At 69.7% G+C, this 14,753-nt stretch carries 12 protein-coding genes; 2 read left to right on the forward strand and 10 right to left on the reverse strand.

All coding sequences use genetic code 11. The features are described from left to right. Nucleotides 1-73 precede the first annotated feature (73 nt). The 8 genes from EDF50_RS14480 to EDF50_RS14515 form a co-directional block, all read right to left on the reverse strand. On the reverse strand, nt 74-721 hold the full coding sequence (locus EDF50_RS14480) for a class F sortase (RefSeq protein ID WP_123520219.1): 648 nt from the start codon (nt 719-721) through the stop codon (nt 74-76). Then, nucleotides 714-3,287 (reverse strand): DUF11 domain-containing protein, encoded by a 2,574-nt coding sequence (locus EDF50_RS14485; RefSeq protein WP_123520220.1) that lies wholly within the window; start codon nt 3,285-3,287, stop codon nt 714-716. The genes EDF50_RS14480 and EDF50_RS14485 overlap by 8 nt, the downstream gene beginning before the upstream one ends. A gap of 31 nt (nt 3,288-3,318) precedes the next feature. After that, nucleotides 3,319-4,482 (reverse strand): HTTM domain-containing protein, encoded by a 1,164-nt coding sequence (locus EDF50_RS14490; RefSeq protein WP_123520221.1) that lies wholly within the window; start codon nt 4,480-4,482, stop codon nt 3,319-3,321. Further along, nucleotides 4,479-5,219 carry a DUF5819 family protein gene (locus EDF50_RS14495; protein WP_233570659.1) on the reverse strand — a complete coding sequence of 247 codons (741 nt, stop codon included), beginning with the start codon at nt 5,217-5,219 and terminating at the stop codon, nt 4,479-4,481. Before EDF50_RS14495 ends, EDF50_RS14490 begins: the two co-directional genes overlap by 4 nt. A 533-nt stretch (nt 5,220-5,752) precedes the next feature. After that, the gene (locus EDF50_RS14500) at nt 5,753-7,483 is read right to left on the reverse strand and encodes an ABC transporter ATP-binding protein (RefSeq protein WP_123520222.1); all 1,731 of its coding nucleotides are present in this window, start codon (nt 7,481-7,483) and stop codon (nt 5,753-5,755) included. Beyond that, nucleotides 7,480-8,376 carry an ABC transporter permease gene (locus EDF50_RS14505; protein ID WP_123520223.1) on the reverse strand — a complete coding sequence of 299 codons (897 nt, stop codon included), beginning with the start codon at nt 8,374-8,376 and terminating at the stop codon, nt 7,480-7,482. The genes EDF50_RS14500 and EDF50_RS14505 overlap by 4 nt, the downstream gene beginning before the upstream one ends. Next, nucleotides 8,373-9,323, reverse strand: coding sequence for an ABC transporter permease (locus EDF50_RS14510; protein ID WP_233570660.1), 951 nt, complete (start codon nt 9,321-9,323; stop codon nt 8,373-8,375). Before EDF50_RS14510 ends, EDF50_RS14505 begins: the two co-directional genes overlap by 4 nt. 4 nt (nt 9,324-9,327) lie before the next feature. Further along, entirely contained in the window at nt 9,328-10,965 is a 1,638-nt protein-coding gene (locus tag EDF50_RS14515; protein ID WP_123520225.1) for an ABC transporter substrate-binding protein, read from the reverse strand. Nucleotides 10,966-11,089: 124 nt separating this feature from the next. Here EDF50_RS14515 and EDF50_RS14520 point away from each other — a divergent pair, with 124 nt between their 5' ends. Beyond that, nucleotides 11,090-11,722: a TetR/AcrR family transcriptional regulator gene (locus EDF50_RS14520; protein ID WP_158612739.1), complete on the forward strand. Its 633-nt coding sequence runs from the start codon at nt 11,090-11,092 to the stop codon at nt 11,720-11,722. Here EDF50_RS14520 and EDF50_RS14525 read toward each other — a convergent pair. Continuing rightward, nucleotides 11,719-12,228, reverse strand: coding sequence for a GtrA family protein (locus EDF50_RS14525; RefSeq protein WP_199738816.1), 510 nt, complete (start codon nt 12,226-12,228; stop codon nt 11,719-11,721). The genes EDF50_RS14520 and EDF50_RS14525 overlap by 4 nt on opposite strands. 285 nt (nt 12,229-12,513) lie before the next feature. On the opposite strand from EDF50_RS14525, the gene EDF50_RS14530 reads away from it, so the two are divergent. Continuing rightward, nucleotides 12,514-13,689, forward strand: coding sequence for a hypothetical protein (locus tag EDF50_RS14530; protein WP_123520227.1), 1,176 nt, complete (start codon nt 12,514-12,516; stop codon nt 13,687-13,689). An 18-nt stretch (nt 13,690-13,707) separates the two neighbouring features. Here the strand turns inward: EDF50_RS14530 and EDF50_RS14535 are convergent, their stop codons facing one another. Continuing rightward, a complete protein-coding gene (locus tag EDF50_RS14535; RefSeq protein WP_123520228.1) occupies nt 13,708-14,688 on the reverse strand; it encodes a cation diffusion facilitator family transporter in 981 nt (326 codons plus the stop codon). Nucleotides 14,689-14,753: the final 65 nt, after the last annotated feature.

Consider the following 14,753-nt stretch of genomic DNA (forward strand, 5'->3'; position numbering starts at 1 on the left):
CCGTTCTTGTCGCTGACTCTCCAGTCACGTACAGCACGCAGACCACCTACGAGCCTGGTATCGATCGATGGCGTCACGGTTGCAGTTGCGCCTCGATGACGATGTTCTGCAGGGATTCGCCCCCCTCGGGGCGTTGCAGGCAGGTGATCAGCACCAGCTTCCCAGGCGTCTCGTCCCAGACCGACTCCGCCTGCCCGAGCCGAGTCTTTTCGATCGCGTCGGTAGCCTTCACCCGGTACTTCGCCGAGCCGACGAACACGTCGTCACCGACCTGCAATTTAGACCGGCGGTGCTCTACGTCGATGAGGTAGTTTCCGGGTCCCACCCCTCCGCCGCGGAGGGAATGCATCGCGATGAAGACGGTGCCGGCGCTGGCCTGGGCTAGCCCCACACCTCGGTTCTGCACCCAGTACGCCTTGTCGAACCCAGGCGGATTGATCACCCGATCCGTTTCACGGAGCGCAGCGATCTCGACCCGTAACCCTGTCTTCGGGATCACGAGTTCACCCGCTCCTGCGGGAACGGGGACGACGTCGGAGAAGCCCGTTGCCTCGGGGACGACGATGTTGCCGGCCAGGTCGTGTGCTCGGCCAGGCTGGTCAGCTCCGAGTCCGGGATGCGTGATGCCGGCGATGACGAATGCGAACGTCGCCGAAACGCCGGCGGCCGCGGTGAGGAGTTCCCACCGCCGCCGCCCCCGCCTGTGAGCGGTCTCAGTCATCCTGCGAGGAGACATCACGGCGCCGGCGGAACATCGCGCCGATCCCCGCCGCGGCGGCCAGCGCCGCAGCACCGGCGCCAACCCATGGCCACACGATCCGTTCGTTCTGGATCGTCCCGCCGGTAGCGACCCGCGGACCGCCGTTGCTGCCACCCTCGAGAGCGTTCTGACCGCTGGCCGCGGCAGCAGATTCCGCTGCGGAGGCGGCTTTGCCGCTGTTCGTGTCGGCGCCGGCTGATGCTGATGCTGATGCGTTCGCGTTGGTGTTCATGTCGACCGAGGCGTCCTTGGACGCGTCCGCGATCGCGGCGGCTTTCGCGGCCGAGGAGGCGTCTGCGTTCGTCGCGGCGGTTGCTGCGGCTTGGGTGTTGTCGGACGCGTCGGCCATCGCGGCGGTTTGCGCTGCGGCCTGGGCGGAGCCCTTGGCCTCAGCGGAGGCGTCTTTGGACGCGTCTGCTTTCGCGGCTTTCTGCGCGGCGGCGTTGGCTTTGCTGTCGGCCGCGGCCGAGGCCCGGGTGTCGTCATCACCATCGGTCATCGCGGCGGCGACAGCTGCCGGGTTCGCGTTCGCGTCGGCGCCGGCTGATGCTGACGCGTTCGCGTTGGTGTTCATGTCGACCGAGGCGTCCTTGGACGCGTCCGCGATCGCGGCGGCTTTCGCGGCCGAGGAGGCGTCTGCGTTCGTCGCGGCGGTTGCTGCGGCTTGGGTGTTGTCGGACGCGTCGGCCATCGCGGCGGTTTGCGCTGCGGCCTGGGCGGAGCCCTTGGCCTCAGCGGAGGCGTCTTTGGACGCGTCTGCTTTCGCGGCTTTCTGCGCGGCGGCGTTGGCTTTGCTGTCGGCCGCGGCCGAGGCCCGGGTGTCGTCATCACCATCGGTCATCGCGGCGGCGACAGCTGCCGGGTTCGCGTTCGCGTCGGCGCCGGCTGATGCTGATGCGTTCGCGTTGGTGTTCATGTCGACCGAGGCGTCCTTGGACGCGTCCGCGATCGCGGCGGCTTTCGCGGCCGAGGAGGCGTCTGCGGTCGTCGCGGCGGTTGCTGCGGCTTGGGTGTTGTCGGACGCGTCGGCCATCGCGGCGGTTTGCGCTGCGGCCTGGGCGGAGCCCTTGGCCTCAGCGGAGGCGTCTTTGGACGCGTCTGCTTTTGCGGCTTTCTGCGCGGCGGCGTTGGCTTTGCTGTCGGCCGCGGCCGAGGCCCGGGTGTCGTCATCACCATCGGTCATCGCGGCGGCGACAGCTGCCGGGTTCGCGTTCGCGTCGGCGCCGGCTGATGCTGATGCGTTCGCGTTGGTGTTCTCGTCGGCAGCTGGCACGATGCGAGTGCTCACGCTCGAGGTGTTGTTCGACAGATTCGGGTCGGTTTCATTGCCGCTGACCGTCGCGAAGTTCTCCACCTCGGACGGACTGTCTGCGGCGGTATCGACAGTGAAACTGAATTGTTGGCTTGCACCAGGTTTCAGCGCCCCGGTTGAACAGGCGAGGTGTCGTCCGGTCAGCTGGCACGCCTGGTCGTGAATGGTGACGCTCCCCAGGCCCGCCGGGATGTCGTCTGTAACGACGGCACCACTGGACGTTACCCCGGTCGACGCATTCGTCACCGCAAGCGTGTAGGTGATTGGCTCACCGGCAAAGACCCGCTTGACCGCCGTTATCTCGACGGCGAGGTCGATCGCTGGGTTTGTCGCGGCGCCGACGTACATACCATCGGCATCTTTGGATGTGATCGGCGCAGCTTGCCGTGCGACCAGCTTTAATGTTTGACCTTTTTGAAGGCCGTTATCAGCACGATATTGGAACAGGGTAGACCTGTTGCCGAACACAAAGTCTCCGTTGGGGTATGCCCAGGCGAGCACGACGTAACCGGAACTACTACTCGGATTCCCCTCGACTGGACCTGTATCCACATGACCCGTTGCGGTATTCAGACGGACCCAGTTGGAATCCAGGTCGACCCCCCACAAGTAACCGTCCTTCTCGGCCCAATCGGAAACTCCTGCGATGGACGCATCCGGAACGATGGTCCTGGCATGCGTCGGGATGCCCTTCGAAAAGTCGAGCGCGTACACGTTCGGATCGGAGTGCGAGGATGCAAACATCGTGTCCGAGAACGGCCCGGATCCGAACGTTGCTGCCGTCAGCCGACGGTCGGGAGTTCCTGGAATGTGACCGAGTTCGGTGACGCGACCATGAGCATCTACTCGGAGCAGGCCGTACCCATGGTCCTCCTGTGCGAATGCATATGCCAGTCGATCCTTTTCGCGATACGACAATGCATTGTAGTAGTCCCAGGGAACTCCGACTTCACGGTAATCGATGCCACCCTGCTTAGTTCTCACCGCCTCGAACAGCTGCATATTCTGTCGACCGTCCGCATTGGTGCCGGTGGAGAGCGAGACATATGCATTCGGGTGGGATAGGTCGAACGTGACCGGCTCGGTGCTGGCGGCGGTGGCGGGCAGCGCGGGGAGGCCGGCGCCGATGCTCGCGAGGAGGAGGACTCCGGTTGCTCCGAGCAGTGCTCGCGAGCGGCGGGCGAGCCCTGGGCGGCACGATTGCAAGATGATCATTGGGTTTTCCTTGACATTGATTTTGGGGGAGTTACTGCTGCGGAGACAGGGATGGTGTCGTGGTGGTCGTCGTCGTGTTGTGTCGCAGTTTTTTGGCGAGTGACACGCTGGGCCCCTTCGCGTAGTGCGCCATGGTGCGGTATGTGGCGTCTCGGACGAAGAGGGAGTCCAGGGCGAGCATCCAGAGCGAGAACCAGGGCAGGCCCATGAGGAGGCCGATGGCGGAGTGGAAGCCGAGGATGACGAGGAGGGCGAACACGCGAGTGGGGCGACGCATGAGCAGAAGTGGGAATCCGACCTGGACGAGAACGGTCATGATGGTGCCCAACGCCACCAAGGGTGCCCATACGGTGATGAGGTGGCTGAGTTCTGGCCAGGTGCCGAACTGTGCGGTCTGGAGGGGGTTGTAGATGGCGTAGCCCCGATACCAGGGGGCGCCCTGCGCTTTGTACAACCCGCCGGCCGCATACAGCATGCAGAGCTGTGCGCCGAGCACGATGACGGCCAGATTGTGTAGCAGCGTCGTGAACCGCGCCGGTAGGGCCGGTTGGAAGTTCCACCAACGGCGCAGGATGTTTCCGGTGTCCGCGCTGCGGGCACGGCGTCGTGCGTCGAGTGACCAGACGTGTGCGGGCGATGTGAAGAAGAGGTAGATCATCGCCATTCGAGAGAGGTTGTCGCTCTGGTCCTGTACGTCGACGTTGATCGAGAGCAATCCGACCCAGAACACGAACGCGATGGTCATGGCGATACGAGTGCGCCACCCGATCGCGATCGCGATTCCGCTTGCGATCAAGATGCAGAACACTGCGCCGAGGGCGATGGAGTTGTCGGCGGTGGCGTTCACGAGCGAGAACGGCCAGATGCCGGCGAAGTCACTGTCTGAGAACTGGAGCTGACCGCTCCACGCGGCCCCGGCGCCGAACGTGTAGTTGCGCGTGGCGAAGTTCGTGAGGCAGAAACCGATGATGGCGACCCCGATCAGCATTCGAGCCATGGCAAGGCCGTACTGGGCGTGCTTCCGGTCGGTCAGCCAGGCTTCTGCGACGGAGAGGGGGCCGGTGATGCGCCGACGGATCAGGGCACGCAGCCGTGGAGTGCCGCCGGTCTCTCGGCCGGGATCGTCGATCGTCGGCGTGTTCACCGGGTCGGTGTGAGCGCTGGGCGCATCGTGCGTGAGGGGTGTCGCGGTCATCGGGAGCGGCTTTCGAGGGCGTGGTGGACACGGTTGAAGGTCTGCGCGAATTCGTCCTGGTCTTGTCTCGGTAGCGTGATCAGGCCACGCCACCCGGTTGCGGCGATCTGCGGCGCGGGACGTTCTGCATCGGCGTCGTTGCGGTCCTCGTACGGGATGACGTTCTGACGCGATGCGCGGTACTGCACCCGGATCACGTCGGGGCCCCAGGTGGCTTCCGCGATCTGGGTGGCATACGCGTCGGCATAGCGCTCCCGCACGATGTATTCGTTCACCTCGGCGGTGGAGTCGGCCTGCTGCTGCAGCATCGCTGTCCGCATCCGCCCCAGCCATGCGTCGCCGTCGAAGTAGTTCAGTCGGGCGGTGTCCTGCTGTTCGGCACTCAGTCCGTCCCAGGCGCCCTTCAATGCACTTGCCGCATGCACACCGAGGCCGGCGGCGCGAGGCGGGAAGAGGTGATGCTGCGCCATCGACTGCTCGACATCCGTGGCCGATACCCACTTCGTCACGGCGGCATCTTTCCCGTCTGTCGAGGACACCAAAGCCCGGACTTCGAACCGGTAGTCGCCGTTGATCGGTTCTGGTGCGAAGACGCTCCAGCTCTGTCCGAACCACGGGATCATGTACGACTCGAGGGCGTTTCCGGGGACCACCTGTCGCATTGCAGTCGGTGGGGAGATCCACAGGAACGACGCGAACACGTGCCATGCCGTGAGGAGGCACAGCACGACGGCCACGGCCCGGAAGGCCGTCAGGCGCCATCGCGGCAGCTGGCTTGTCGGAGTGCTTCGAGGAGCACGCGAACGTGAAAGCACGGAATTCTCCTGGTCGGGTTTAGGACGCGAGCGGACGTGGTGCAGGAGGTTAAACTGAAGTTTCACCTTCTACCGAGTCGATAAAAACATATCAGTTTTCCGGCGGCGTGCAAACCGAGATCGAGCGTTTTTGCAGCGTGAGCAAGCCACGAGCTGCAGACCGTGATCCGAGCGCAGGACGACATCGCTCAGGCTGCGGGTGCACCCTCGACGGACTCGGTCTCTCTCTTCGATCCCGATCACGCGCCCATCTCCCTCGCGGGCCGTTCAGCGCCTCTCGTCGTCCGAAGCCGACACCGTGGACGGCGAAGTTCAGTTCGGCCAGAGGTCGGGCAGCATGAGTTCGTCATGCCCCCGGCTGTGACCAGGTCCGACGCGGCCCCAGTCCGTTCCGCAACCGCGCCGGCCACGGAACGAATCCCGCGGTCCGAGTGTCACGAACCGGCTGGGGACGGCTAGACGCGGGCGGCGATCAGGGCGCGGGTGTGGGCGTGCTGCGGGGCGTCGAAGACGTCCGCCGTGCGGCCCTGCTCGACCACCCGGCCCTCGTGCATCACGGCGACGTGGTCGGACATGTGCTCGACGACGTCGAGGTCGTGCGAGATGAAGAGGTACGCGAGCCCGTCCTGTCGTTGCAGCTCGTCGAGCAGGTCGAGCACCTGGGCCTGCACCGAGACGTCGAGCGCCGAGACCGGCTCGTCGCAGATGATCACCCGGGGCCGTGGTGCCAGGGCGCGGGCGATCGCCACCCGTTGGCGCTGCCCGCCCGACAGCGTGTCAGGGCGTCGCCCGACCGTGTCGGTGCCGAGCCCCACCCGTGACAGCAGGGCGACGACCTCGGGTTCGACGGCGCCCAGGCGTGTGCTGCGGCCCGAGGTCAGCGCGTCCGCCAGCAGGCGCCCGACCGTGAAACGCGGGTCGAACGAGCTCGTCGGGTCCTGGTAGACCGCCCCGAGGTCGCCCCGTCGGGAGCGACGATCGTGCTCGCGTGCCGGGGACCAGGGTGCCCCGAGCAGCTCGACCGTGCCGGCATCGGGCTCGTCGAGACCGAGCAGCAGGCGTGCCGTCGTGGTCTTTCCCGAACCCGACGCGCCGACGAGGCCCAGCGTCTCTCCGGCTCGCAGGCTGAGGGAGACGTCGTCGACGGCGACCCGGTCGGGGCCGCGGCGACCCGTGAAGACCCGTCGCAGGCCGTTCGCGACGAGGACGGGGCCGGCCGGGGGAGCATCGGACGTCACCTGGGCCGTCGAGCCGCTCGCGCCTCCTGACGGGGGTGCGTCGGACGCGACCCGCGTCGTCGAGCCGAGCGCGCCTCCTGTGGGCGGTCCGTCGGGCGTCCCGGGTGAGGAGAGCCGCCGCCCTCGCGGCGCCCCGCCGGGCAGGGCCGCGATGAGCATGCGCGTGTAGTCGGCCTGTGGCGCGTCGAGCACGGTCGCCGTGGGGCCCTGCTCGACCACGCGTCCGTCACGCATCACGACGACTCGGTCGGCCAGGCGGCGCACGACCCCGAGGTCGTGGCTGATCGCGAGGACGGCCGTGCCCCCGTCGCGCAGGGCTGCGAGCCGGTCGACGACCAGGCGCTGCACCTCGGCGTCCAGGGCGGTGGTGGGCTCGTCGGCGACGATCACACCGGGCCTCAAGGCGAGGGCGGCGGCGATGAGCGCCCGCTGTCGCAGACCACCCGACAACTCGCCCGAGCGCAGGCCGCGGCGCACCTCGGGGTCGGGCATGCCGACCTCGGTGAGCGCCTCGAGCACGCGGGCCCGGCGGGCCGTCGGCGTGAGCCGCGTGTGCAGCCTGAGGGCGTCGTCGATCTCGCGGCCGACCGGACGCAGGGGGTCGAGCGAGACCAGGGCGTCCTGCAGCACGAGACCGACGCGTGGACCGCGCACCCCACGCCATCGACGCTCGGTCAGTGTCAGCAGATCGTCGCCGCCGAGTCGCAGCGCGTCGGCCGTCACGGTGCCGCCGGTGAGCCCCAGCAGGGCCCGGGCGGTCACGCTCTTGCCCGAGCCGGACTCGCCGACCAGGGCCACGCACTCGCCCGGCCGCAGCGAGAACGAGACGTCGTCGACGGCGGTCACCCGGCCGAAGGCGACGTGCAGGCGCTCGACGACGAGGTCGTCCGAGGAGGGGCGGTGCCGGTCGTCGGGAGCGGCGCCGGTCGGCCGCGGTGTCGCCGTCATCGAGGCCCTCTCCGCTCACGGCGGGCCAGCCCGCGGCCCAACACGGTGGCGGACGCGGCGGTCACGACGACGGCCAGACCGGGGAACACGGTCATCCACCAGGCGACCGTGAGGTACGTGCGCCCGGCCGAGAGCATCGCCCCCCACTCGGGCGCGGGGGGCGGCGACCCCAACCCGAGATAGCTCAACGACGAAGCCCAGACCACGGCCTGGCCGAGGCCCAGCGTGGCGAGCACGACGACGGGCGCGAGCGCGTTCGGCAGGACGTGACGCAGCAGCACGACCCCAGGGCGGCGTCCGAGCACGATCGCGGACTCGACCATCGGCGACCGACGGACGGCCGCCACCTGGCTGCGGACGATGCGGGCGTACCCGGGGGCGGTCGCGAGCCCCACGGCGATCGTGGCCGGCACGGCCCCGGGCCCGGTGAACGCGATGACGACGAGCGCCAGCAACAGGCCGGGCAGGGCGAAGAGCACCTCGAGCAGGCGGCTCACACCCGCGTCCGAGACGCGACCGACGAGGCCTCGACCGCCGAGACCGGCCAGGACGCCGAGGACGACCCCGAGTCCCGTCCCGATCAGGGTGGCGACCAGCCCGATGGTGAGCGAGGCACCGGCGCCGTGCACGACGCGGGTCCACACGCCGCGCCCCGACTCGTCGGTGCCGAACGGGTGAACGAGCGACGGGCCGGCGAACGCGTCGGTCGGCGACACGGCGAGCGGGTCGGCGGGCGCCAGCAGGCGCGGGGCGACTGCCATGACGAGAACGAGCAGCAGCAGTGCCGCGGCGGCGAGTTCGGCCGGGCCGAGCGGCAGCCGCCGGCGGGCGGCGCGGGACGAGGAGGCGCGGGTCGTCCCGGCGCCCCGGGGCAGGTCGGGCAGCGCGGTCATGCCGCACGTCCTCTCGGGTCGATCGTTCGCTCGGCCAGATCGCCGAGGGCGACCACGACGACGTAGGCGAGGGCCGAGACGAGGGCGACGCCGGTCACGAGCGGGATGTCGCGCAGCGTGACCGCCCCGAGCAGGGTGCGGCCGAGGCCCGGGCGGGCGAAGACCGACTCGACGACGACGGCGCCACTGAGCAGTGAGCCGAACGCCCACCCCGACAGGGCCAGCCCGGGCAGGGCCGCGTGCCGCAGCAGGTGACGACCGAACAGGCCCGACGGGCTCTCGCCCCGGGCCCGGGCCGAGACGGCGAACGGGGTCGCCGCCGCGTCCAGCAACGAATCGCGGGTGACCTGGCCGAGGAACCCCGCGACGGGGATCGCGAGGGTGACGACCGGCAGGACGAGCCCCGCGGGGGTGCCCGTGCTCACCGGGGGCAGCAGCCCGAGCTCGGTGCTGAAGACGAGGATCAGCAGGCTGGCCAACCAGAAGTGCGGCACGGCCGAGGCGACCACCTCGAGCGCGGACGACACCGCCGAGGCGGCTCGGCCGCCGAGGGTCGCCCACCAGGCCGTCGCGATCGCGAGCAGCCAGGCCACGAGGAGGGCCAGCAGCGCCAACCCGATCGTGCCGGGCAGCTGGTCGAGCAGGAGCCGACCGACGTCGGTGCGCAGCGAGTACGAGGTGCCGAGGTCGCCCGTGGCGAGCCGCCCGAGCTGCGCGAGGTACTGCACGAGCAGCGGCTGGTCGAGACCGTACTGCCGACGGATCGTGTCGAGGGCCTCGGCCGACGCCTGGGAGCCCGGGCCGCCGAGGATCGCCTCGGCCGGGTCGCCCGGCACGAGCCGGATCGCGAAGAAGATGAGCGTCGCGACGGCCCAGAGCACGAAGACAGCCCCGAGCAGGCGGCCGACGAGCCACCGCCCGGCCCGTCGCCACCGCCCGGGACGCACCCGGTCAGCTCGCCTTGTACGCGTCGTACATCGTCGGGGCCTGGACCGTCGGCAGGGCGCGGACGCCCTGGACGGCCGAGCGCACCAGGTAGTGGTTCTGCTGGTCATACAGCGGCAGGACGTGCCAGCCCTCGAGGATGATCTGCTGCGCCTGCTGGTAGAGGTCGGCGCGCTCGTCGGCGTCGCTGGTCTCGGAGGCGCGGGTCAGCAGGTCGTCGAGTGCCGGGTCGCTCGTCTGCGACAGGTTGGCGAAGTAGCCGCTCGGGGCCGGGGTGATGCCGTCGCTGTCGTAGAGGATGCGCAGCACGTCGGGACCGACCTTCGTGTACGGCGCGCTGACCAGGTCGTACTCGTTCGCCGCGAGGGCGCCGTACCAGCTCGACAGGTCGAGGGGTTCGAGGGTGACGTCGAAGCCCAGGCCCTTCGCGCCCGCCTGGACCTGCTCGAACAGCGACTGTTCGGCCGGGATCGACTGGTTCGTGCTGACCGGGAACGTCGCGGCGAGGCGTACGCCGTCCTTCGTGCGGAAGCCGTCGGCGTCGCGGGAGGTCCACCCGGCCTGGTCGAGCAGGTCGTTCGCCACGTCGGCGTCGACGTCGAAGAGCGACTCGTCGGAGAACGCCAGCGGCTCGACGCTCGAGAGCGGGCTGTACGACCGCTTCGCCGTGCCGAAGAACAGCGAGTCGATGCCCGAGTCGACGTCGACGCCGCGGATGAACGCTTCGCGGACGCTCGGGTCGTCGAAGGGCGCCTTGCCGGCGTTGAGTTCGATGCGGTTCGAGGCGCCCGGGCGCGGGGCGTCGATCTCGTCGAGCGAGTCGCCCTTCGCCGCGGCGACGAGGGTGTCGGGCTGGGCGTTGTCGATCACGTCGACCTGGCCGGCCTGGAGCGCGGAGTAGCGCGACGCCGAGTCGGGGATGAACCGCCAGACGATCTCGTCGAGGTAGGCGGGCCCCTGGTGCCCGGCATCGGCCGGCGGCGAGCTGTAGTCGTCGTTGCGGGTGAGGACGACCTGCTGCTGCTTCGTCCACGACTCGACCACGAACGGGCCGGTGCCGACCGGCGACTCGCAGTTGACCTCTTGGCTGCGGGTCAGCGCCTCGGGGGACTCCATGGCGAGCCACGGCTGCGACAGCGACTCGAGCAGTGCGCTGTCGGGTTCGCTGAGGTCGAAGCGTGCCGTGCGGGCGTCGACCGCCTCGACGCCCGTGACCTTGCCGAGGGCGAGGTAACCGGTCGACGACAGGGTCGTGGGGTCTTGCAGGTGGGCGACGTTGGCGGCCACGGCGGCGGCGTCGAACGGGGTGCCGTCGGTGAAGGCGACGCCGTCCTTCAGCGTGAAGGTCCAGCTGAGACCGTCGGGGGCCTCTTGCCACGAGTCGGCCAGCCACGGGACGACGTCGCCGTTGGCGTCTTTCGAGACGAGCGATTCGAGGTACTGCGTCGACACGAGCGCCTGCGGGTAGTTGCCGCCCACGTGGGGGTCGAGGCAGGTCGGTTCGGCATCGCCCGAGGCGTAGGTCAGCGTGCCCCCCGAGACCGGCGTGGACGAGGTGTCGGGTTCGCCCCCGCTCGTGCAGCCGGCGAGCACGAGGCTCGCGACGGCGGTGGCGGCGATCAGGGCGGGCAGGCGGCTGCGCATGGGGCTCCGGGCGTGAGGGAGTGACGGGACGTCGGGTGTGATGCGGGGGGCACCGCCGAGGGGGCGGCATTGGTGGACCGGGTGCAACAAGTGCGCCGTCGAGTCTAGCGGCATGATGGTGGCCATGTCAGATGGACCAGGCCCGACCCGACCCCGACGGCCGGTCGGTCGACCTCGCCGCTCGTCCGCCGAGATGCTGGCCGACGCGGCCGCCGAGCTGTTCCTCGAGAACGGCTACGCCGGCACGACCGTCGACGACATCGCGCGCCGGGCCGGAGTCAGCCGCGGCACCTTCTTCAACTACTTCGAGGCCAAGTCGGACCTCTTCTGGCTCGATCTCGACCAGAGCCTCGCCGACCTCGGAGACCTGCTGCGCGCCTCCTCGGGTCTCTCTCCGGTCCGGGCCGTCGAGGCGGCGCTCGTCGCGCTCGCCGAGGCCCACGACCCCGAGCGCGTGCCGTGGGCGCTGACGCAGTCCGAGGCGATGGCCCTCGGCGACGACCTCGTCGCGTCGGCCGCGGTCCGGTTCGTCCGGCAGCAGGGGGCGGTCGCGTCGTACGTCGCCGAGCGGTCGGGCCGGGATCGCTCGGACCTCTCGGCCCAGGTGGTCGGTTCGACCTTGATCGCCGCCGCGGCGGCCGCGATCTCGACCTGGGCACGTGCCGGGGTGTCGCGGGGGCCCCTGGGGCCGATCGTCGCGGCGGCCGTGGGCCCCGTCGCGGACGGACTCGACGCCTGGGAGGCGCGCTCGGCCTAGACGGTCGGCGTCGACGACGTCGACGGGGACGTGGGCGAGAGGACGTCGACGAGCTCGGCGCGCTTCGGGAAGACCCACTTGTTCATGGCCCAGTAGCGGAAGACCATGGCGAGCATGGTGCCGATGATCGGCCCGCTGACGAAGTCGGCGATCTCTTGCGTGGCGCGCGAGACGTTGGGCACCTCGAGGCCGAGACCGTAACGGGACAGATAGGCGGGTGCCGAGTTGATGGCGACGCCGACGATGCTGACGATCACGAAGAGCAGCATCTCGTGGGCGGTGTGACGCTCACCTCGGTCGTCGAACGACCACTTCTTGTTCATCCAGTAGGAGAAGACCGTCGCGACGATGATGCCCAGCGCGAGGGCGGTGACGGGGTGCTGGGGGATGACGAACAGCTTGAGCCCGTAGTTGATCACCATGGTGATCACGAAGCCGATGCCCCCGACGACGAGGAACCTCGCCGCGGAGGGATGCTCTCTCACGAGCTTGATGACTGCATGCACTGCATCACGATAGCCGGATGCGCCCGGAAACGGCTGACAGGGGCCGATTCGCGTGTCATGACGCGCCTCGGGGAGGAGACGGGCCGTGCGGTCCCTGTCGGAAGGACGAGGTGGTCTCACCCCCCGGGATGACCTTCGGTCACGGACCGGTCACGGCGTGAGGAATCGTCGTGACTCGTCGCTAGCGTCGTGCTCGTCGGACCGGATCGCCGGGACGACGACCGGTCGCCCCGGGGTGGGTCAGGGCGACCGGTCCACCCGGACTCACTGAAGAGGACAGCACTCATGAAGAAGACCGTGTCGACCGTCACCGCGCTGTCGACGGCCATCGTCATCGCCCTGGGGGGAATCGCGCTCGGCGGACAGGCCGCGTCCGCGGCACCGGCCCCGGCACCGGCACCGGCACCGCTCGATCCTGCGGCGTCAGCGCCTCCGTCCGACGTCGGACCCGCGGTCGAGGGGATGGCGGAGCAGGCGATCGTCGTCGACGCGCCGGTGCCGACTGCCCCGACCGAGGACGACGCGACGGAACCGACGGAACCGACGGGACCGACGGGACCGACCACGGTCGTCCCTCCCGTGCCCCAGGAGGTCGTCACCCGGGCGGCGACGTTCTCCGTGGCGAGCCCCGTGGAGGGGGCCGTCTACCCGACCCTGGGCTACCCGCTGTCGATCGCCACGACCGAGGCGTCGTTCTCGTACGAGGTCTTCGATTCGGTCGGCCGGTCGGTCCAAAGGGAATCGGGTGTGCCGGGTCCCCGTGCCACCCGGCCCGTGCACCTGTCGGACGACGCGCCCGCCGAGCAGTCGGTGACCGTGGTCGTGACGAGTGCGGACGGGGTCGTCCTCGGCTCGGAGACGCGGTCGTTCTTGGTGGAGGTGCCGACCTCGCCCGCCGTCACCATCAGCTCGCCCCGTCAGGGCGAGGTCCTACGGACTCCGTCGACGACGTGGGCTGGTAGCGGCTCGTTCGTCCTCGAGGGCACCGGGGTCGCCGGCTCATGGCTGCACTACTCGTACGAGGCGCTGTCCGGGCAGGCCGGATGGGGCAGCGACTACGACGCACCCGTCGTCCCCTCGGACGGCACCTGGGCGATCGATGACGGGCTGCCCTACGGGTCGTGGCGGGCCACGGTGCGGCAGTACGTCGGGGTCGGAGATCCGGCGTCCGGGGGCATGCCGCAGCCGGCACTGAGCCGCCTGTCGGCACCCGTGACCGTCGACTTCACGCTGGCGCCGCCCGTGTCCGGGGCCGCTCCGGACGCACCCGCGGTCGTGCCCGTCGCGGCGCGGACGGCGGTGCCGACCGCCGTCCGCATCGTCCCCGTCGCGCAGCGTGCCGCCCTCGCCTCGACGGGCTCGTCCGAGTCGACGCCGTGGACGGGCCTCGTCGGCATGGTGCTGGTGGGTGTCGGGGCGGTGACCGTCCTGCTCGCCCGGCCCCGCGCCTCCCGGGGCTGACGCCTCGACGGTCGGTCGTCAGCGACGAGCCGGGTCGGACGCCTCCCGAGGCGTCAGGCTCGGCTCGTCGGGCGTCGAGAGGGTGAGCACCGCTTCCTCCACGGCGTCGTGGTCCTCGAGCTGACGTTCGACGCGGCGCAAGGCGACCGCCACGTGCTCCTCGCTGTCGTCGCCCGTCATGTCGACGGCGGCGACCAGGTAGAGACGGCCCGGGCCGACGAACTCGGTGTGCAGGTAGGTGACCCGCTCGATCTCGGGCCGGGCGAGCAGACGCTCGAGCACGGTCGACTCGAGCTCGTCCGACGGGCTCTCGCCGACGAGGAACCGCCGGTTGCGGTCGATCAGTACCAGGGCCACCACGCCGAGCAGCACGCCGACCGCGATCGAGCCGATCGCGTCGAAGACGGCCGACCCGGTGACCTGGTGCAGGAAGATGCCGAGGAACGCGATCAGCAGCCCGATCAGGGCCGCCGCGTCCTCGGCGAAGACCGCCCGCAACGTCGAGTTCGAGCTGCGCAGCACGTGCCGCAGGGTCGGAACCTGCCGCTCGGCCGCCGAGCCGCGCGCCTGCCGGAAGGCCTGCAGGAACGACGTGCCCTCGAGCACGAAGGCGATCGCGAGCACGACGTAGTTGATGAGGTAGTTCTCCGCCTCCTCCTCGGCGCTCAGCTGCGAGATGCCGTGCTGGATCGAGACGACCGCCCCCACGGTGAACAGACCGAAGGCCGCGAACATCGACCAGACGTAGGTCTCCTTGCCGTAGCCGAGCGGGTGGGCGTCGTCCCGTCGCTTGACGCCGCGTTTGTCGGCGATGAAGAGGAAGACCTCGTTGCCCGTGTCCGCCCACGAGTGCGCGGACTCCGCGACCATCGAGGCCGAGCCCGTCAGGAAGGCGGCCACCGTCTTGGCGACGGCGATCAACAGGTTGGCGAGGAACGCCACGATGACGGTGACCGTGCTCTCGGGCTTCGCCGGTGGGTCGGACGGGGTGGAGGACATGGCCTCGATCCTGCTCCTCGGGACGACCTCGCGCCTCCTCGGCTCTGACGGTAGGATCGACAACG

This window comes from Frigoribacterium sp. PhB24, from assembly GCF_003755185.1.
Lineage (GTDB): Bacteria > Actinomycetota > Actinomycetes > Actinomycetales > Microbacteriaceae > Frigoribacterium.

Excerpts from the sequence above, each read along its gene's own strand:
- EDF50_RS14480 (WP_123520219.1), bottom strand. The coding sequence starts at position 721 with ATGACTGAGACCGCTCACAGGCGGGGGCGGCGGCGGTGGGAACTCCTC.
- EDF50_RS14490 (WP_123520221.1), bottom strand. The coding sequence starts at position 4,482 with ATGACCGCGACACCCCTCACGCACGATGCGCCCAGCGCTCACACCGAC.
- EDF50_RS14485 (WP_123520220.1), bottom strand. The coding sequence starts at position 3,287 with ATGATCATCTTGCAATCGTGCCGCCCAGGGCTCGCCCGCCGCTCGCGA.
- EDF50_RS14515 (WP_123520225.1), bottom strand. The coding sequence starts at position 10,965 with ATGCGCAGCCGCCTGCCCGCCCTGATCGCCGCCACCGCCGTCGCGAGC.
- EDF50_RS14535 (WP_123520228.1), bottom strand. The coding sequence starts at position 14,688 with ATGTCCTCCACCCCGTCCGACCCACCGGCGAAGCCCGAGAGCACGGTC.
- EDF50_RS14530 (WP_123520227.1), top strand. The coding sequence starts at position 12,514 with ATGAAGAAGACCGTGTCGACCGTCACCGCGCTGTCGACGGCCATCGTC.
- EDF50_RS14500 (WP_123520222.1), bottom strand. The coding sequence starts at position 7,483 with ATGACGGCGACACCGCGGCCGACCGGCGCCGCTCCCGACGACCGGCAC.
- EDF50_RS14505 (WP_123520223.1), bottom strand. The coding sequence starts at position 8,376 with ATGACCGCGCTGCCCGACCTGCCCCGGGGCGCCGGGACGACCCGCGCC.
- EDF50_RS14520 (WP_158612739.1), top strand. The coding sequence starts at position 11,090 with ATGTCAGATGGACCAGGCCCGACCCGACCCCGACGGCCGGTCGGTCGA.